The 19,707-nt window shown below is 24.0% G+C and carries 18 protein-coding genes and 1 tRNA gene; 14 read left to right on the forward strand and 5 right to left on the reverse strand.

Translation table 11 applies throughout. From position 1 onward, the window contains the following. Positions 1 to 90: 90 nt before the first annotated feature. Positions 91 to 1,218, forward strand: a complete 1,128-nt coding sequence (gene dapE, locus D9V74_RS00455; protein ID WP_158362268.1) for a succinyl-diaminopimelate desuccinylase — start codon at positions 91 to 93, stop codon at positions 1,216 to 1,218. 141 nt (positions 1,219 to 1,359) lie between these two features. On the opposite strand, the gene D9V74_RS00460 is transcribed toward dapE, so the two are convergent. The 3 genes from D9V74_RS00460 to aroC form a co-directional block, all read right to left on the reverse strand. After that, positions 1,360 to 1,620 (reverse strand): hypothetical protein, encoded by a 261-nt coding sequence (locus D9V74_RS00460; protein WP_158362270.1) that lies wholly within the window; start codon positions 1,618 to 1,620, stop codon positions 1,360 to 1,362. Continuing rightward, positions 1,607 to 2,482 carry a 4-hydroxy-tetrahydrodipicolinate synthase gene (gene dapA, locus D9V74_RS00465; protein WP_158362272.1) on the reverse strand — a complete coding sequence of 292 codons (876 nt, stop codon included), beginning with the start codon at positions 2,480 to 2,482 and terminating at the stop codon, positions 1,607 to 1,609. Before dapA ends, D9V74_RS00460 begins: the two co-directional genes overlap by 14 nt. A 448-nt stretch (positions 2,483 to 2,930) precedes the next feature. Further along, positions 2,931 to 3,995, reverse strand: a complete 1,065-nt coding sequence (aroC, locus tag D9V74_RS00470) for a chorismate synthase (protein WP_158362274.1) — start codon at positions 3,993 to 3,995, stop codon at positions 2,931 to 2,933. Positions 3,996 to 4,269: 274 nt separating this feature from the next. Between aroC and smrB the strand changes: the two genes are divergently transcribed. The 12 genes from smrB to metG all read left to right on the forward strand — a co-directional run bounded on the left by smrB (position 4,270) and on the right by metG (position 16,360). After that, positions 4,270 to 4,803: an endonuclease SmrB gene (gene smrB / locus D9V74_RS00475; RefSeq protein ID WP_158362276.1), complete on the forward strand. Its 534-nt coding sequence runs from the start codon at positions 4,270 to 4,272 to the stop codon at positions 4,801 to 4,803. Positions 4,804 to 5,188: 385 nt separating this feature from the next. Continuing rightward, positions 5,189 to 6,088, forward strand: coding sequence for an ATP phosphoribosyltransferase (gene hisG, locus D9V74_RS00480; protein ID WP_158362278.1), 900 nt, complete (start codon positions 5,189 to 5,191; stop codon positions 6,086 to 6,088). A 7-nt stretch (positions 6,089 to 6,095) separates the two neighbouring features. After that, entirely contained in the window at positions 6,096 to 7,409 is a 1,314-nt protein-coding gene (hisD, locus tag D9V74_RS00485) for a histidinol dehydrogenase (RefSeq protein ID WP_158362280.1), read from the forward strand. Beyond that, positions 7,399 to 8,505: a histidinol-phosphate transaminase gene (gene hisC / locus D9V74_RS00490; protein WP_158362282.1), complete on the forward strand. Its 1,107-nt coding sequence runs from the start codon at positions 7,399 to 7,401 to the stop codon at positions 8,503 to 8,505. Before hisD ends, hisC begins: the two co-directional genes overlap by 11 nt. After that, a complete protein-coding gene (hisB, locus tag D9V74_RS00495) occupies positions 8,495 to 9,556 on the forward strand; it encodes a bifunctional histidinol-phosphatase/imidazoleglycerol-phosphate dehydratase HisB (protein WP_158362284.1) in 1,062 nt (353 codons plus the stop codon). Before hisC ends, hisB begins: the two co-directional genes overlap by 11 nt. After that, on the forward strand, positions 9,556 to 10,146 hold the full coding sequence (gene hisH / locus D9V74_RS00500; RefSeq protein ID WP_158362286.1) for an imidazole glycerol phosphate synthase subunit HisH: 591 nt from the start codon (positions 9,556 to 9,558) through the stop codon (positions 10,144 to 10,146). Before hisB ends, hisH begins: the two co-directional genes overlap by 1 nt. Before the next feature lie 4 nt (positions 10,147 to 10,150). Then, positions 10,151 to 10,891, forward strand: a complete 741-nt coding sequence (gene hisA / locus D9V74_RS00505; RefSeq protein ID WP_158362288.1) for a 1-(5-phosphoribosyl)-5-[(5-phosphoribosylamino)methylideneamino]imidazole-4-carboxamide isomerase — start codon at positions 10,151 to 10,153, stop codon at positions 10,889 to 10,891. Then, on the forward strand, positions 10,870 to 11,646 hold the full coding sequence (gene hisF, locus D9V74_RS00510) for an imidazole glycerol phosphate synthase subunit HisF (protein WP_158362290.1): 777 nt from the start codon (positions 10,870 to 10,872) through the stop codon (positions 11,644 to 11,646). Before hisA ends, hisF begins: the two co-directional genes overlap by 22 nt. Then, positions 11,640 to 12,257 (forward strand): bifunctional phosphoribosyl-AMP cyclohydrolase/phosphoribosyl-ATP diphosphatase HisIE, encoded by a 618-nt coding sequence (gene hisIE / locus D9V74_RS00515; protein ID WP_158362292.1) that lies wholly within the window; start codon positions 11,640 to 11,642, stop codon positions 12,255 to 12,257. The genes hisF and hisIE overlap by 7 nt, the downstream gene beginning before the upstream one ends. A 152-nt stretch (positions 12,258 to 12,409) precedes the next feature. Next, complete coding sequence (gene gndA / locus D9V74_RS00520) at positions 12,410 to 13,828, forward strand: NADP-dependent phosphogluconate dehydrogenase (RefSeq protein WP_158362294.1); 1,419 nt, start codon at positions 12,410 to 12,412, stop codon at positions 13,826 to 13,828. Positions 13,829 to 14,023: 195 nt separating this feature from the next. After that, positions 14,024 to 14,605: a dCTP deaminase gene (gene dcd / locus D9V74_RS00525; protein ID WP_158362296.1), complete on the forward strand. Its 582-nt coding sequence runs from the start codon at positions 14,024 to 14,026 to the stop codon at positions 14,603 to 14,605. Positions 14,606 to 14,716: 111 nt separating this feature from the next. Further along, complete coding sequence (metG, locus tag D9V74_RS00530; protein WP_158362298.1) at positions 14,717 to 16,360, forward strand: methionine--tRNA ligase; 1,644 nt, start codon at positions 14,717 to 14,719, stop codon at positions 16,358 to 16,360. A gap of 72 nt (positions 16,361 to 16,432) precedes the next feature. Here metG and tilS read toward each other — a convergent pair whose 3' ends face one another. Next, complete coding sequence (gene tilS, locus D9V74_RS00535) at positions 16,433 to 17,695, reverse strand: tRNA lysidine(34) synthetase TilS (protein ID WP_315984292.1); 1,263 nt, start codon at positions 17,693 to 17,695, stop codon at positions 16,433 to 16,435. A gap of 92 nt (positions 17,696 to 17,787) precedes the next feature. Beyond that, a tRNA-Val gene (locus tag D9V74_RS00540) sits at positions 17,788 to 17,861 on the reverse strand. Positions 17,862 to 17,978: 117 nt separating this feature from the next. Between D9V74_RS00540 and D9V74_RS00545 the strand changes: the two genes are divergently transcribed. Further along, positions 17,979 to 18,605 (forward strand): riboflavin synthase subunit alpha, encoded by a 627-nt coding sequence (locus tag D9V74_RS00545; RefSeq protein WP_158362300.1) that lies wholly within the window; start codon positions 17,979 to 17,981, stop codon positions 18,603 to 18,605. Positions 18,606 to 19,707: the final 1,102 nt, after the last annotated feature.

Consider the following 19,707-nt stretch of genomic DNA (forward strand, 5'->3'; position numbering starts at 1 on the left):
TTTTACAATCATGATGGGGCTAAATAATAGCCCCATTTTTTTATAGAAAAGTAATAATATTATTTATTAAAAATTTTTTTAGGATTAAATATGATTTGTCCAATTACTGATTTAGCAAAACAGTTAATTTCTATTCCATCTATTAGCCCGAAAGATTTAGGTTGTCAAAACATTATTATAAAACGTTTATATAATATTGGATTTAAAATTAAAAAAATTAATATTAATGATACAGAAAATTTTTGGGCTTTTAGAGGTATTGGAAAAACATTAACATTTTTAGGGCATACAGATGTAGTTTCACCAGGAGAAAAACAAGATTGGAATACAGATCCGTTTACTCCAGTGATTCATAATGGATTTTTATTTGGTCGAGGTGCGTCAGATATGAAAGGTGCTTTAGCATCTATGATTGTAGCTGCTGAAAATTTTATAAAAAAATTTCCATATCATAAAGACCGATTGTCGTTCCTTATTACCTCAGATGAAGAATCAAGTGCACTAAATGGTACTATTAAAGTAGTACAATATTTACAGTCGAAAAATAATATTATTAATTATTGCATAGTGGGAGAGCCAACTAGTACTAAAAAAATTGGAGATGTTATAAAAAATGGAAGACGAGGTTCTATTACAGTTAATTTAATAGTTAATGGAATTCAAGGACATATTGCGTATCCTCATTTAGCAGATAACCCAATACATAAAGCATTACCTATTATTTTGAAAATATTATCTATAAAATTAGATAATGGAAACAAATTTTTTTCACCTAGTAGTATAAATATTGCAAACATTCATTCTGGAGAAGGAGCGAGTAATATCATTCCTAAATCTTTATTTGTACAATTTAATATTCGTTTCAATACAGAAGTTTCAGAGAGCGAAATTAAATCTCAGATAATAAATATATTAGATGAAAGCAATGTTAATTATTCTGTAAAATGGATACTGTCAGGAATGCCTTTTCTTACGAAGAAAGGTGTATTAACAGATACCGTAATAAAATCTATTGAATATTTTAATAATAAAAAACCTATTTTATCGACTTCCGGTGGTACATCTGATGGAAGGTTTGTTTCTTTAATGGGTGCTGAAGTGATTGAACTTGGTTTAACTAATCCTACAATTCATAAAGTTAACGAATGTGTAAGAATATCTGATTTACAATTGTTAAGTGCTATATATGAAGATATTATGAAAAGATTGCTGCTTTAATTTACAAAAATAATATATGCAATGATAATTTAAATTCATACAAGATGCAGAATATCATTGAGATAAACTGCATCGATTAATATTAATTATAATATATTATAAAAATACATTTATCATTTTAAATTTTTTAAAAAAATATATTTAAACAGGAGGTGATATATCATAATTTTTCTTTTCTAAATCTTGATCTTGATAAGGAATAGTATATTCTTCATTTTTCATAGGAAGATTAACGTCTTTAGGAATAATTAATTCTTTTAATTGATTTTTTGCTTGCATAAAATTAATATCGTCATATTTATGAAAATTTTTTAATGCACAAGAAGAAGTTAGAAATATACTAATTATTTGTAATATAAATATAATTTTAAAAAACTTTCGATTATTTTTAAAGATTGGCATATTGAATTGCTTTCTCCAGTTGTAAACATGTAGAATTTAAAATTGGAGTCATGGGCAAACGAAGTGTATCATTTTTTATTAATCCTATTTTTTTAGCTAACCATTTTACAGGAATAGGATTAGTTTCTATAAATAATGCTTCATGTAATAACATTAAACGTTTATTGATAGATCTTGCATTAATAAAATCTCCTTGTAATGCATAAGAACAAATTTGCGCCATCTCTCTAGCAGCGATATTGGCTGTGACTGATATGACACCTTGACCACCTAATTGCATAAAATCTAATGATGTAGCATCATCCCCACTAATCAATAAAAAATCATTTTTTACTATTTCTTTTATTTTGTTTATTCTTGATAAATCTCCAGTTGCTTCTTTAATTCCTATGATATTTTTAAATTTAGCTAATCTAGCAACTGTTTCAGGTAATAAATCACATCCAGTACGACTGGGAACATTATATAAAATTTGTGGTAATTCAGTATTTTCTGAAATAGCTTTAAAATGTTCGTATAATCCTTCTTGAGTAGGTTTATTGTAATAGGGTGTAACAGTTAAACATCCAGAAATACCAGATTTTTCAAATCTTTTTGTTAAAGAAATAGCTTCTGTTGTTGCGTTGGCCCCTGTTCCTGCAATGACTGGAATGCGTTTATCTGCTAATTCTAATGTAAGCATGACAACATTAATATGTTCTTCTTGACTTAATGTAGCTGATTCTCCTGTTGTTCCAACAGAAACAATAGCTGTAGTTTTATTTAATACATGATAATTAATTAATTTTTTTAAACTAGAATGACAAATCTGACCTTTTTCATCCATGGGTGTAATTAGTGCAACAATACTTCCTTTGAACATTAGTTGTTCTCCTCCATAAAAAATATCTTATGGGATGCTTGACATATTTAAAAAAAATAGTATATAAGAATTATAGATATATTATTTAGAATAATATCATGTTATAGTTTTAATAGTATTAGAATAATTTATACTATAAAATATTAACAATACTATAACCACAAGAATTATTAATATAATTAAAACATGTTAGTTTAAAACTATTTTTGTTTTTTAATGTTATTTATTAATAAAATATTAAAATGATTAATGTTATATAATAATATTTTTTTATAATATAAAATTGGAAATAAAAAATATATAAAATGTATAATATAAGATTTTAATATATGACACAATTAAGAATTATTTTAAAAAATATATAGAAATTTTAATATTCAGTTTTATATAAATAAAAAACTATTTCATGGATATATGTTCTGAAATAAGAATTTATTTCATGATTTTTTTATTTTTTACCGCATTGTGCACGAAATCTTAATAAATGATCCATTAAAACAATAGCTACCATTGCTTCAGTAATTGGTACTGCACGTAAACCTACGCATGGATCATGCCTGCCTTTCGTAACAATATGAACTTTTTCATGGTTTTTATTGATTGTATTTCCTTGTTTCCGAATGCTTGATGTTGGTTTAAAAGCTACTTTTAATATAATATTTTCACCGTTGCTAATTCCTCCTAAAATACCTCCAGCATGATTTGTACTAAATCCCTCTGGTGTAATTTCATCACGATGTATACTACCCTTTTGATTAATTACTGAAAATCCATCTCCAATTTCTAAACCTTTAACTGCATTGATACTTATTAATGCATGAGCTAGATCTGCATCAAGACGATCAAAAACAGGTTCTCCAAGACCTATAGGTATATTTTCAGCAATAATTGTTATTTCGGCTCCAATTGAATCTCCATCTTTTTTTAAGCTTTTAATTAAATTTTTAATTTCAATAATGTTTTCATTATTAGGACAAAAAAAAGGATTATTTTCTCTTTCTTTCCATGATTGAAAAGGGCAATGTATATCTCCTATTTGAGATAAATATGCACGTATATTTATCCCATATTCATTGTTAAGATATTTTTTTGCAATACCTCCAGCTGCAACTCGCATAGCTGTTTCCCGAGCAGAAGATCTTCCTCCACCACGATAATCTCTTATTCCATATTTTTTTTCATAAGTATAATCAGCATGTCCTGGTCGAAATATATTTTTTATATTTTCATAGTCTTTTGATCGTTGATCATCATTATAAATAATCAACCCAATACTAGTCCCAGTTGTATAACCATTAAATATACCGGAAAGTATATGAACTTTATCCATTTCTTGACGTGGGGTAGTATAACGAGATGTACCAGGTTTTCTACGATTTAAATCATGTTGTAAATCTTCACAAGATAATTTAAGATTCGGTGGTGTTCCATCAACTACACATCCTAATGCTTCTCCGTGTGATTCGCCAAAAGTAGTTACACAAAATATTTTACCAATTGTATTGCCAGACATTTTTTTTCTCTAATATAAAAGTGAATAATATAACTATACAGAACAAATATAAAAAAAATAATGTTTATTTTTGAAAAAATAAAAAATATATTTTATTTTTTTTATGAATATAAAAATATTTTTTTAAATAATTTATTTATTAATAATCATATTTTATTTATTGTTTTTATCAAAACTATTAGTTAAAATAAATACATATATTACAAAAATTTTAATAAATTATATTAATGTTAATTTTTTTTAAATTCATTCATTTTTATTGGTAATTAAAGTTATGAATAAAAAAAATCGAGATACTATTAATTCGAATATTTTATTTCGTCAATGGTTAAATGGTACTCGTGAAATAGTACAAGATACTATTTTTCATTCTCGAGTTCATAAAAAAAATAATGCTAATATTATATCTAAACGTTATATTCTTGAACAGAATGCTCACAGTCATTATTTTTCTTATAGAAATAAAACAAATTTATTTAAAGATAATCCTGTTTCTTATATTCGTCATAATAGTTCATATAATATCTTAAAAAATTTACAAAAAGGAAAATATAATCCAGATATTTTTCTTGATTTGCATGGATTAACACAATATCAAGCACAACAAGCATTAGGTGAGTTAATAACAACATGTCAAAAAGAAAAATATTTTTGTGCACATATTATGCACGGATATGGTAAAAATATATTAAAAAAACAAACCCCTTTTTGGTTGTCTCAACATCCAGATATTATAGCTTTTCATCAAGCACCTAAATTTTTTGGTAGCGATGCTGCAATTATAGTTATAATTGAAATCCATTCTTAAAAAAAGTATAAATATATTTTATTATAGTATAGATAAATGAAATACTTTTATATCAAACTTCTTAAAATAGATCTTTAATTTTTTAATATTGATCTTAACTATTATATATTTCATTAAATAATGTTTTATAAAATAATTTTTTATAAAATTACTTATATAAAGTTAAAATCTTTGCAAAATAATATTTATTATTAGTCGTTATTATTTATATCTTAAAAAAAAACAATAAAAATATTCATACAATCAAGATTATTCAAAAAATATATTTTTAGCGTATAATAGAAAATATTTTCTAAAAACCCTTATTTTGGGTTTTTTTATTTTTTAATAAAATAAAAATATAAATTTATTTTTTATATAATAAAATCTTTAAGGAATTTAAAATATGTTAGATAACAATCGTGTGCGTGTAGCAATGCAAAAAAATGGTCGTTTAAGTAATGATTCTGTAAAGCTATTAACATGTTGTGGTATTAAAATCAATTTAAAACAAAAAAAATTGATAGCTTTTGCTGAAAATATGCCTATTGATGTCATGTTAGTACGTGATGATGATATTCCTGGACTAATAATGGATGGTATAGTAGATTTAGGAATAGTTGGAGAAAATGTACTAGAAGAAGAATTATTAAAACGAAAATCACATAAATTAGAATGTTCTTATATTACTTTAAGACGTCTTGATTTTGGAATTTGTAGGTTATCTTTAGCTTTACCTGTAAATAAAACTTATTCTAATATTACATCTTTAAAAAATATTAGAATAGCTACTTCATATCCTCATTTATTAAAACAATATCTTGATTCAAAAAATATTATATTTAAATCTTGTATGTTAAATGGATCAGTAGAAGTAGCTCCTAGAGCTGGTTTAGCTGATGCTATTTGTGATTTAGTTTCTACAGGAGCAACATTAGAAGCTAATGGTTTACGTGAGGTAGAAGTAGTGTATCATTCACATGCTTGTCTAATTTGTAAAACAGGAGATATTAATTCTAAAAAAAAAGAAGTAATCAATAAATTAATGACTCGTATTACAGGTGTAATTAAAGCACGTGAATCTAAATATATTATGTTACATGCGCCTATAAATAAATTAGAAGAAGTAATATCTTTATTACATGGCGCAGAAAGACCTACTATTTTAAAATTAGCAGGTGATAAAAATCGAGTAGCTATGCATATGGTAAGCAGTGAAACATTATTTTGGGAAACTATGGAAAAATTGAAAATATTAGGTGCTAGTTCAATTTTAGTATTACCAATTGAAAAAATGATGGAATAAAATTAAGATGAAAAATTTTAAAAAAATCATTTTCTGGAATCAATTAAATTCATATGAACAAGATAAAATACTATCTAGACCTCATTTAAAAAATAGCAGTGATTTCAGAAAAACTGTTAAAAAAATTATAAATAATGTCAAAAATTTAGGTGATCAAGCATTAAAAGATTATTCTTATTTATTTGATAAGTATGATTGTAAAAAACTACAAATTTCTAATAAACAAATTATTGCTTCGTCATCATATTTAAGTTCAGAATTAAAAAATTCTATTAATATTGCAAAAAATAATATTACATCTTTTCATAAAGCACAACAATCATCTTCAATAGATATTGAAACACAAATTGGAGTACGTTGTCAGCAAATTCATGTACCTTTAAATAAAATTGGTATTTATATCCCAGGTGGAACAGCTCCTTTGTTCTCTACAGTATTAATGTTAGCAATACCAGCTAAAATTTCTGGTTGTAATAAAATTGTTCTTTGTTCTCCTCCTCCAATTAGTAATGAAATACTTTATTCAGCTCATATTTGTGGTGTTGATACTATTTTTCAAGTTGGAGGAGCTCAAGCTATAGCAGCTCTTGCATTTGGTACTAAAACGATTCCTAAAGTAGATAAAATTTTTGGTCCAGGTAATAATTATGTAACAGAAGCTAAATTGCAAGTTAGTTCAATGTTTAATGGAACATCTATAGATATGTTAGCAGGACCTTCAGAATTATTAATTATTGCTGATAATACTGCTAATCCAAATTTTATTGCTGCTGATTTATTATCTCAAGCTGAGCATGGTATATCTTCTCAAGTGATTTTATTAACACCATTCTATGAATTAGCAAAAGAAGTATTAGATGCGATTAATAAACAATTAAAAAATCTGTCTAGAATATCAGAAATTTTAGTTGCTTTGCAAAATAGTGCAATTATTATTACTAAAAATCTATTAGAATGTGTGAAAATATCCAATATTTATTCTCCTGAACACTTAATTATTCAAACCAGAGCACCTAGAGAAACACTCTATCATATCTCTAATGCCAGTTCTATTTTTTTAGGTTCATGGTCTCCTGAATCTGTAGGTGATTATGCATCAGGAACAAATCATGTTCTACCAACATATGGAAAGTCTGTTACTGATTCAGCTTTAGGTTTAGATGATTTTCAAAAACGTATACTAATTCAAGAATTAACACCTCAAGGATTCAAAAATTTATCTAATACTGTTGAAATTTTATCTTCTGCAGAAAGATTAGAGGCACATAAAAATGCTGTAAAAATTCGAGTAGAATATTTAGAGGGAAAATATGGAAAATAAAATTTTAAAATTATTTAGAACTAATATACAAAATCTAAAACCGTATCAATCAGCTAGAAATATTGGGGGAATGCACGGAGAAGTATTATTAAATGCTAATGAATCACCTATATCTGTTCTTTTTAAATCAAAAAAAAAAATATTGAATCGTTATCCTGAAAATCAACCGAGTGATTTAATATCTGCATATGCTAATTATGTTCAATTATCTAATGAAAAAATATTAGTTACGAGAGGTGCTGATGAAGGAATTGAATTATTAATAAAATCTTTTTGTGAACCTGAAAAAGATGCAGTGATTTATTGTCCTCCGACTTATGATATGTATAGAGTCAGTGCCAAAATAGCAGGTGTAAAAATAAAAGAGATTCCTACTATAAAAAATACTTGGCAATTAGATATATCAAGTATCAGAGAAAATTTAATTGGAGTAAAATTAATATATATTTGTAATCCTAATAATCCTACAGGTAATCTTATATTTAAGAAAGATCTTCTGAATTTATTGAAAATTACCTCTCATCGATGTTTAGTAGTAATTGATGAAGCTTATATTGAATTCTCTCCTACAGATACTATGGTAAATTATTTAAAAGAATATTCAAATTTAGTGATTTTACGTACACTATCTAAAGCTTTTGCATTGGCTGGCATAAGATGTGGTTTTATTCTCGGTAATAAAGATGTTATTAGCATTTTGAAAAAAGTTATTAGTCCTTATCCGATACCTATACCTGTTACTGATATTGCTCTACAATCTTTAAGAGAAGATTATATTGAATTAATGAAGCATAGAGTATTACATTTAAATAATAATCGTATTTGGTTAATAAAAAAATTAAAATCTCTTAGATGTGTAGAAGAAATATTTACAAGCACAGCAAATTATGTGTTAGTAAAGTTTTTTATGTTTAACAAAATTTTTAAGACGTTATGGGAAAAAGGAATAATCTTAAGAAATCAACATGAAAAAATTAACTTACAAAGATGTATCAGAATTTCAATAGGAACACATTTAGAAAATGTACATTTAATTAAAGAATTAAAAAATTTTTCTGAAAAAGATATGCTTGAAGGTGATATAAGTGAAAAATAAAATATTATTTATTGATCGAGATGGCACATTAATTGATGAACCAAGAGATACTCATCAAGTAGATTCAATAGATAAATTAAGATTTAAGAAAAATGTTATTTTATCTTTATCTCAATTTATAACATTAAAATACAAATTAATTATAATTACAAATCAAGATGGATTAGGAAGTAAAAGTTTTTTATTAGAAGATTTTAATAAACCTCATAGATTCATGTTAGATGTTTTTAGTTCACAAGGAATAAATTTTGATGATATATTAATTTGTCCTCATTTTTCTAATGATAATTGTTTATGTCGTAAACCTAAAACTGATATGCTAAAACCGTGGTTAAATAAAATAGATAGAAATAATAGTTATGTTATTGGTGATCGAGATACAGATATGGAATTAGCAAGAAATATTAATATATCAGGAATTCAATATCAAGAAGAATCTTATAATTGGATAAATATTACTAAACATATTATCAAATATAATAGATATGCAGAAATAATTAGAAATACAACAGAAACTCAATCGCATGTTCAATTATGGTTAGATTCAGATGATAAAAGTACAATTCATACCGGGATAAATTTTTTTGATCATATGTTAGAACAATTATCAGTACACAGTGGAATTTGTATGAAAATTAATATAAAAGGAGATCTTGACGTTGATGATCACCATACAATAGAAGATACTGGTATTGTTTTAGGAGAAGCATTATTAAAAGCTTTAGGAAATAAAATAGGTTTATGCAGATTTGGTTTTTATTTACCTATGGATGAAAGTAAATCTAATTGTATTATAGATGTATCAAATCGTCCATATTTTATTTTTCAAGCGAATTTTAATTATAAAATGGTTGGAGATCTTAGCACTAATATGATTGAACATTTTTTTTATTCTCTATGTTGTTCTATGAAAATTACACTTCATTTATATGCAGAAGGAAAAAATGATCATCATTGTGCTGAAAGTCTATTTAAAGTTTTTGGACGTGCATTACGTCAAGCCATTAAACTAGAAGGAAATACATTGCCTACTTCAAAAGGAATTTTATAATGGATATAGTAATAATAAATACAGGTTGTGCAAATTTAACTTCAATACAAGTTGCAATTCAACAATTAGGTTATAATCCTATCGTTACTTCTGATCCTTCTCTTATTATGCAATCTAAAAAAATTTTTTTACCTGGAGTAGGGACAGCTTTATCTGTTATGAATTTTTTATATAAAAAAAATATAATTGATCTTATTCCAAAACTTAAACAAAATATATTAGGTATATGTCTTGGAATGCAATTGTTTTGTAATTTTAGTGAAGAATCTAATGGGATTGATACTCTTGGTATTATTCAATCTTCTGTATTGCGTTTAAAAAGTAATAATTTACCATTACCCCATATTGGATGGAATAGAATTTTTTTTAATAAAGAGCATACTTTATTTAAAAATATACCAAATTATTCAAGATTCTATTTTGTTCATAGTTATGCAATCCCAGTGAATAAATATACATTATCTACAACTAATTATGGTATTAATTTTAGTTCAGTCATTCAAAAAGATAATTTTTTTGGTGTTCAATTTCATCCAGAAAAATCTGGAAAGATAGGGTCTCAATTTTTAAAAAATTTTTTGGAGATGTAATATAATGATTATTCCAGCATTTGATATTATTAATGGTCAAATAGTGCGATTATATCAAGGAAATTATCTTAATCAAAAAAAATATGATATTGATTTAATAAATGTTCTAAAAGAATATTATTTTAAAGGAGTTCAAATTGTACATTTAGTAGATTTAGATGGTGCTAAAAATATTAAAAATAGACAAATAGAATTATTGAGTAAAATTTTACATTCTAATAATATTCCTATTCAAATAGGCGGAGGAATTAGAACTAAAAAAGATATAAATGAACTGTTTGATGCAGGAGCTAAAAGAATAGTAATTGGTTCTTCTATTATAAATAATAAAAATCAAATAAAAGAATGGTTAGAAATATATGGTTCAGATGCGATTGTTTTAGCATTAGACATATGTATAGATAGCAAAAATAATAAAAAGATATATATCAATGGCTGGAAAAAAAAGACTGATGTTATTTTAGAAGAAATTATTGAATATTTTTTACCGAGTGGTTTAAAGCACGTATTATGTACAGATATTTCTAAAGATGGAACATTATTGGGTCCAAATATTCAATTATATAAAGATATTGTAAATTCTTTTAAAACAATCGAATTTCAAGCATCTGGAGGAGTAGGAACATTAAAAGATATTATTTCTCTAAAAAAAATTGGCATTAAGAGTGTGATTATTGGTCGAAGTTTATTAGAAAAGAAATTTACAATAGAAGAGGCTTTAAAATGTTGGCAAAACGAATCATAGCGTGTCTTGATGTCAGCAATGGTGTAGTGGTAAAAGGAATTCAATTTAAAAATCATAAAATTATAGGTGATATTATACCGTTAGCTAAACGTTATGCGGAAGAAGGTATAGATGAACTTGTGTTTTACGATATAACTGCATCTACTAAAAATCAATTAGTTGATCGTAATTGGATAAAAAAAGTTGCTCAAGTAATCAATATTCCATTTTGTGTTGCTGGTGGTATCAAAAGTATAAAAGATGCTCAAGATATTTTATCTAGTGGAGCAGATAAAATATCTCTAAATTCTTCTGCGTTAATAAATCCTAATTTAATAACAAAAATTTCAAATCAATTTGGAGTACAGTGTACAGTTGTGGGAATTGATTCTTGGTTTGATAAAAAGAAAAATTGTTATATGGTACAACAATATACAGGAGATATTAATAAAACTTATCAAACTAGTTGGAAAACTATTGATTGGGTAAAAAAAATACAAGAACAAGGTGCGGGAGAAATAGTTTTGAATATGATGAATCAAGATGGATTAAAAAAAGGTTATGATTTGATACATTTAAAACAAATTAGAAAAATATGTAAAGTTCCCTTAATTGCATCAGGAGGAGCAGGAAATATAGAACATTTTTATGATGCTTTATATTATGCTAATGTAGATGGGGTTTTAGCAGCTTCTGTATTTCATGAAAATGTAATAGATATTAAAAATTTAAAAGATTTTTTAATTAAAAAAGATATAGAGATTAGAGAATGTTAAAAACACATGATTTACCAAATCTTGATTGGATAAAAACTAATGGAATGATGCCTGTAATTATACAAAATTATTCTTCAGACGAAGTTTTAATGCATGGCTATATGAATAAAGAAGCTTTATTAAAAACTCAAAAAGAAGGATTAGTTACATTTTATTCGCGTACTAAAAATGCTTTATGGACTAAAGGTGAAACTTCTGGGAATTATCTCAAAGTAATTGAAATGAGTACAGATTGTGATTATGATTCATTGTTAATTTTAGTAAAACCTATCGGAAAAACATGTCATTTAGGTAATAATAGTTGTTTTTCTTTAGATAAATGTAATATAGATTTTTTATTTCAGCTAGAAAATGTAATAGAACATAAAAAAAATAATTATACTTGTGATTCATATACCGCTAATCTATATAAATCTGGTACATATCGTATAGCCCAAAAAGTAGGTGAAGAAGCTGTAGAAACTATATTATCTGCTGTAAAAAAAGATAGAAATGAATTCATTAATGAATCTTCAGATTTAATTTATCACTTAATTGTATTATTGCATGATCAAGATTTAGATTTAAAAACGATTATAAAAAATTTAAAAAAAAGAAGTAGGAATAATTAACTTATTAACAAGAGAACAATAAGTTCAAAAGAATAATTATAAAAATAAATTTAAAATATTCTCGTTTCTAATAAAAAAATTTTTTTTATATATAAAAAATATTTATTTTAAGCCATAATTATTTTTAATTTTTATTTTATCTGGGGAAAATCATGTCAAAAAAACAAATTGGTGTTATAGGTATGGCAGTAATGGGAAGAAATTTGGCTTTAAATATTGAAAATAAAAATTATACTGTATCTATATTTAATAGAACAAGAACAGTAACAGAAGAGGTAGTAAAAAAAAATAAAACAAAAAATCTTTTTCCCTACTATTCTATTAAAGATTTTGTAAATTCACTTCTTAAACCTAGGTGTATTTTACTGATGGTACAATCTGGACCAGCAACTGATGAAACGATTAAACTAGTTATGCCTTATCTAGAAAAAGAAGATGTATTAATTGATGCAGGAAATACCTTTTATAAAGACACTATAAGAAGAAATGATGCATTATCTAAATATGGTATTAATTTTATTGGTATGGGAGTATCTGGAGGAGAATTAGGAGCATTAAACGGTCCATCTATTATGCCTGGAGGTCAAAAAAAAGCTTATGATATTGTTTTCCCTATGTTAAAAAAGATATCAGCAACATTTGAGGGTGAACCTTGTGTAAGCTATATAGGTCCAAATGGATCAGGTCACTATGTAAAAATGGTACATAATGGTATTGAATATGGCGATATGCAATTAATTGCAGAATCATATGCTTTATTAAAAAATTTGCTGAATATGAATAATAAAGAATTATCAAAAATATTTGATGAATGGAATAAAAGTGAATTAAATAGTTATTTAATTGAAATAACAAAAGACATTTTTCTTAAAAAAGATGAAAATAATAAATATTTAATTGATTTAATTTTAGATAAAGCAGAAGATAAAGGAACAGGCAAATGGATTAGTAAAAATGCTCTAGAATTACGAGAACCTCTCTCATTAATTACTGAATCTGTTTTTTCACGTTATTTATCTTCTTTAAAAGAGCAACGTATTCTTGCGTCTAAAATACTTAAAGGACCAAGTATTAAAGATATTATTCAAGATAAAAATAGTTTTATTGAAGAAATTAGACGAGCTTTGTATTTAGGAAAAATAATTTCTTATGCTCAAGGTTTTTCTCAATTACAACAAGCTTCAAATAAATATGATTGGAATTTAAAATGTGCAGAGATAGCTAAAATTTTTAGATCTGGATGCATTATTCGAGCAAAATTTTTAAAAAAAATAACTGAGGAATATTCTCATAATCAAAATATTATAAACTTATTATTAACACCTTATTTTTCAAAAATAGCTAATAAGTATGAAAGTTCATTACGTCACGTAGTGATCTATGCAACAAAATATGGTATTTCTATTCCAACTTTTTCTGCTGCAATATCTTATTATGATAGTTATAGAACCTTAGAATCACCTGCTAATTTAATTCAAGCTCAAAGAGACTACTTTGGATCACATACTTATCAAAGAATTGATAAACCAGGTTATTTCCATACAAATTGGGCAACATCACAAGAAAATTAGAATAGTTATACTTTTTATATATTATACTGCTACTATGATTATAAAAATATTGTTGATTTTATAATGAAAAATTTATTATTAAAAATAAAAACAGCAGAAGATATTAAAAGATTATCTCTGCTGTTAGAATTTTTTTATTTCTTATTTTATAATATTTTCATATAAAAATATATTATTTAGAAAAAAAGGTTAAAGATGCGTTTATGTGACAAAGATATTGAGGAATGGTTAAAAAGAAAAGAATTAATTATTGAACCATATCCAACAAAAGAACTTATTAATGGTATTACTGTTGATATTCATTTGGGAAATACATTTCGTTTTTTTCATGAACATAAAAGATCTTTTTTTGATTTAAGCGATTCAAAAAAAAATAAAGAATCTGCATTAATGGAAATAATGAGTAATGAAATGATTTTTTCTAGAGAAAATCCTTTTTTTTTGCAACCAGGATCTTTAGTATTATGTTCGACTTTTGAAAATATTATTATTCCAAATAATTTAGTAGGTTGGTTAGATGGTCGGTCTTCTTTAGCTCGTCTTGGATTAATGATTCATGCTACTGCTCATCGTATTGATCCGGGATGGAAAGGAAATATTGTTTTAGAAATTTTTAATGCAGGAAAATTAACTTTAGTTTTACGACCACAAATCAAAATTGCAGCATTAAGTTTTGAAGTTTTATCTCAATCAGTTTTGCGTCCTTATAATTTAAGACAAGAAGCGAAATATAAAAATCAAAATGGTGTAATACCAAGTCGGATTCATAAAGAATAATTTTTTAAAATCTTTTTATTATTCTAATATGAAACTATTTATTAAGTATTAAGAATAAGAATAGTTGATTGTTAGTTCAATGTTATACTTTTTATTTAAAAAAATAATATTATGTCAAATATATTAAGAAAAATTTTAGTTACTTGTGCATTACCGTATGCTAATGGTTCTATTCACATTGGTCACATGTTAGAACATATTCAAGCAGATATTTGGGTGCGTTATCAGAGAATGCATGGACATGAAGTCTGGTTTATTTCAGCTGATGATGCACATGGTACTGCTATCATGTTAAAAGCTCAAAATTTAGGAATATCTACAAATGAATTAATTAAAAATATAAGACGAGAACATAAAATAGATTTTTTAAAATTTAATATTTCACATGATAATTATTATTCTACACATAGTTTAGAAAATTTATGTTTATTAAGAAAAATATTTAAAATTTTAAATAGTAAAGGTTTAATTGAAGAAAAAAATATTTCTCAATTTTATGATAACGTAAAAAAAATTTTTTTGCCAGATAGGTTTATAAAAGGTACTTGTCCTATATGCGATGCAAAAAATCAATATGGAGATAATTGTGAAATATGCAGTGCTACATATGAACCTATAGATTTAATTAATCCTATATCTGCAATTTCGGGAGTAAAACCAATTTTAAAAAATACAAAACATTTATATTTTAATCTCCCGTTTTTTAGTAATATGCTGAAAAATTGGATTAATTCTGGAGTTTTAGATCGTGTAGTAATTAAAAAAACAGAAGAATGGTTTAAAAAAGGTTTAAAATCGTGGTGTATTTCACGTGATGCGCCTTATTTTGGATTTAAAATACCTAAATATAAAAATAAATATTTTTATGTTTGGTTAGATGCTCCTATTGGTTATATGAGTTCTTTCAAAAATTTGTGTTTTAAAAATAAGAATGTGAATTTCAATGATTTTTGGAATAAAAAATCTAATTATGAATTATATCATTTTATTGGAAAAGATATTATTTATTTTCATACTTTATTTTGGCCAGCAATATTAGATGCTTCTTCTTTTAGGAAACCGAATAAAATTTTTGTTCATGGTTATCTTACTATGAATGGTTTAAAATTATCAAAATCACGCGGTGCTTTAATTAAAGCTAGTGATTGGATTCAGTGTTTTGATTCGGATAGTTTACGTTATTATTATGCAAGTAAATTATCTAATAAAATTGATGATATTGAAATAAATTTAGAAGACTTTGTTCATAAAATTAATAGTGATATTGTTAATAAATTAGTAAATTTAGCATCAAGAAATTCTAGTTTTATTGACAAGTATTTTAGTGGATATTTATCTAATGAATTAGATGATACACAAATATACGACTATTTTATTAGTTCTAGTGGCATCATTAAGCAATTTTTTGAAAATCGTCAATTTAATTTAGTAGTAAGAGAATGCATGAGATTATTAGATATAGCAAATCAATATATTAATGAAAAAAAACCATGGATAATTAAAATAAATAAAATTAATCTTATTAAATTACAAAAAATTTGTACAATAGGTATTAATTTTTTTAGAATTGTCATGATTTTTTTAAAGCCTATTATACCTGATTTAGCATCTAAAACTGAATCTTTTTTGCTTATAGAATTAAATTGGAAAACTATTCAAAAGCCACTTTTATCACATAAAATAAATAAGTTTTCATCATTATATGAAAGAATTAGTTCTGAAAAAATTAGAAAATTAATTAAATTATGTGAATAAAAATATTAGAGATAATATTGTTATATAATAATTTTTTTTTGAAATATATATGAATATTTTTAATTAATATTTTTAATAAAAAGAAAACTTATAATCTTGTGGGATTTCTAAATTATTAAACCATGAAACAATCCAATTATTTCGATTAGTATTTTTTACTTTAACAATAAATACTCCTAAAGCAGCAATAAAAGTATGATTATAAAATAAAAGCGGAATTTGATTTCTCAACCAAGGTGGAATATTTTTTTCTTGCCAAATTTTTTTTATTTTTCTGGTGTGATTTCTTCCTAAAATTGAAATTCTTCCTTCATGTTGAAAACGAATATTAATTAATTCATTTGTATGAGGCGCAGGAAGTATTATACCATTTTTGTTTTGTATTAAATATCCTAAATTATTAGGCAATTTTAATTTTTTGTTTTTATTATGCCAAAATAGTAACATATTTTGAATATTTGGTTTAATTTTTATAAAATATAGCACTTTTTTATAACGTTTTATTGCATGATTTTTTATAATTATCTTAGGATTGGCATCATTTCGACAAAAAATCATTTGGTAATAAATATTTTGAATATTTTTATATGAAGGTATTTTGATTTTTTTTAATGTAAGCCAATATCTTATTAATGCTGTACACATGTCTTTTTTCATGTGTTGAAAGTTTGAAATATCTAACGATTCATCATATTTTATAAAATTAACAATTTTTTTATGAAGAAAATAATTTAGTAATTTAGTTTCTTTTTGACATATCATTGTAGTACGAAAACAGTTTTTTACAAAAAAAGGCCATCTTTTTTCTAATATTGGAAGCATTTTATTTCTTATAAAATTACGATCATAATCAATTTGATGATTGCTAAAATCTTCAATCCATTTTAATTTTTTACTTTTAGCCCATAATTCTAATTTTTTTTTTGTGATATTTAAAAAAGGACGAATAATATTTTTATTTCCAAATTGAGTATCAAAAGACATACTAGAAAGTCCTGTAGGACCGCTTCCTCTTTTTAAAAATAATATAAATGTTTCACATTGATCATTGATATGATGACCAGTAAGTAAAATTTCGTTATCATATAAATTTTTATAAATAATATTATATCTTTGTATTCGTAACTGTTCTTCAATATTATTGTTAATATTACAATTAAGATTAATATTTTCAATAATTAATGGGATTTGATTTTGAATACAAATAGTTTTGCAATGTTCTGTCCATTCTTTTGAACGCAAATTAATATTATGATTTATATGAATAGCACGTATTTGAATATGATTTTTTTTTTTATTTTTAGCAATTGATAAAGTAGAACTGTAGAATCTAATCCACCACTATAGGCTATTAAAAATGATTTTTTTTTGTATTTTTTAATAAAATTTTCAATCAAATTATAAATTTTTCCTATTAAATAATTTAATACGTTCGAGTGGACTTGAACCACCAACTTCTACCATGTCATGGTAGTGCTCTAACCAATTGAGCTACGAACGTTTTGATGTATTATTTCAATTATATATTATTTTTATAAAAATATACAAATATTTTTTTATAGTTTAAAATTTTAACATATAATAATATTTATAAAAATATCTTTTTAAAGGAAAGGTTATGTTTACAGGTATTGTAAATGGAATTGCTACGATTGTGTTAATCAAAAAGAAAAAAAATATTTATACTTTTACTGTAGAAATATCATTGAATTTATTTAAAAATCTTAAAGTAGGTGATTCAGTAGCATATAATGGCTGTTGTGTAACTATTAAATCAATTCATTGTCCTTTTATAATATGTGATATTATTAAAGAAACATTAAATATTACTAATTTGGGATTATTATCTGTTGGAGATCGTATTAATTTTGAAAAATCAGTAAAATATGGTGATGCAATTGGCGGACATATAATATCCGGTCATATTATGACTACTGCTTATATATCTAGTATACTTAATTTAGAAAATAATTGTACTATTTGGTTAATATTAAAAAATAAAATATTGATGAAATATCTTTTTTATAAAGGTTTTATTTGTATTGATGGAATTAGTCTTACTGTTAATAATATTATTAAAAGTGAATTTTGTGTGAATATAATACCACATACTTTGCTTGTTACAACTATAGGGAAAAAAAAACAAGGTAGTATAGTAAATATTGAAATTGATTTCTATACTCAAACAATTGTTGATACAACAGAACGTTTAATTAATAAAAAAATTAGAAATAATCAATTATGAAATAAATTTTTTTTAAATGCTAGTTTAGTTCTTTATTTTAGTAAAAATTTATATATTTATAATTTAGATCAAATAAATAAAATTAAAAATATTTATTTTATTTTTTCTACTACTTTTTAATGTATATAGTAAATTTGTATTTGTATGGTGTATTATTTTTTTTAATTAATTAAGCGTATAAAAATATAAGAAATAAATATAATTCAAGAAATAACTCATAGTAGTACATAACTTATAGTACATAGTAGACAGTATATAATCTAATAAATCAAATTTTTACCTACTAAAATAATATTTTTAATTATTGTTGTTCATAATATATTTGCTATATATTTGCTAAATATGATTTTTTTGGTTTTAATTTAAATATTTTTTCGATAGTACGAAATAAAAATTATTTAAATTATCTATTAGTTATTTAGTGCATTATTAGTATATATATAGTATATATAGTCAATCTATTTATATATAGTATATAGTAGTTAGGTGATTTTTTTTAATATTTAAAATATTATCAAATTTTTTTAAAATATAAAAAATATTATATTACAATATTAAATTATTTTTAATATTGTAATAAAAATTAATTTTTATTTGAAAAAAAATAATTTATTAATTAAATATTAAAAGAAATACTAAAATTTATAATTGTTATATTTTTTCTAAAATGATTTAATATTTTCATTAAAGTGTATATTTCTTTTCTAGTAAAATAAGAATATTCATTTTTTTATTATAAATTTAGTCATTACTGCTCGTATTAATATTGAAACAATCATGTTTTTATATTTACGAATTGTGTAAATTGATTTCTAATTTTAATAATTATCTTGTTAATTTTATTAAATATTTTTATTTGAAAGCAATGTTATTAATTTTATAACGATACAATTATAATAAATGAAAATATTTCTTAATAAGAAAAAAATTTATTAAGGCAAAAACTATCGTTAAAACAAGTTTTTTCTTAATGAAATAATTTATTTATATTATTAGATAGATATTAATATTTAAGAGATAAAAAAAATTTTATTAATATAATTGTTTTAAGTATAACCGTTATAATTTTTTCTTAAAATAATTATTTATTCTATTATTATCA

This window comes from Buchnera aphidicola (Macrosiphoniella sanborni) (assembly GCF_005080885.1).
Lineage (GTDB): Bacteria > Pseudomonadota > Gammaproteobacteria > Enterobacterales > Enterobacteriaceae > Buchnera > Buchnera aphidicola_AU.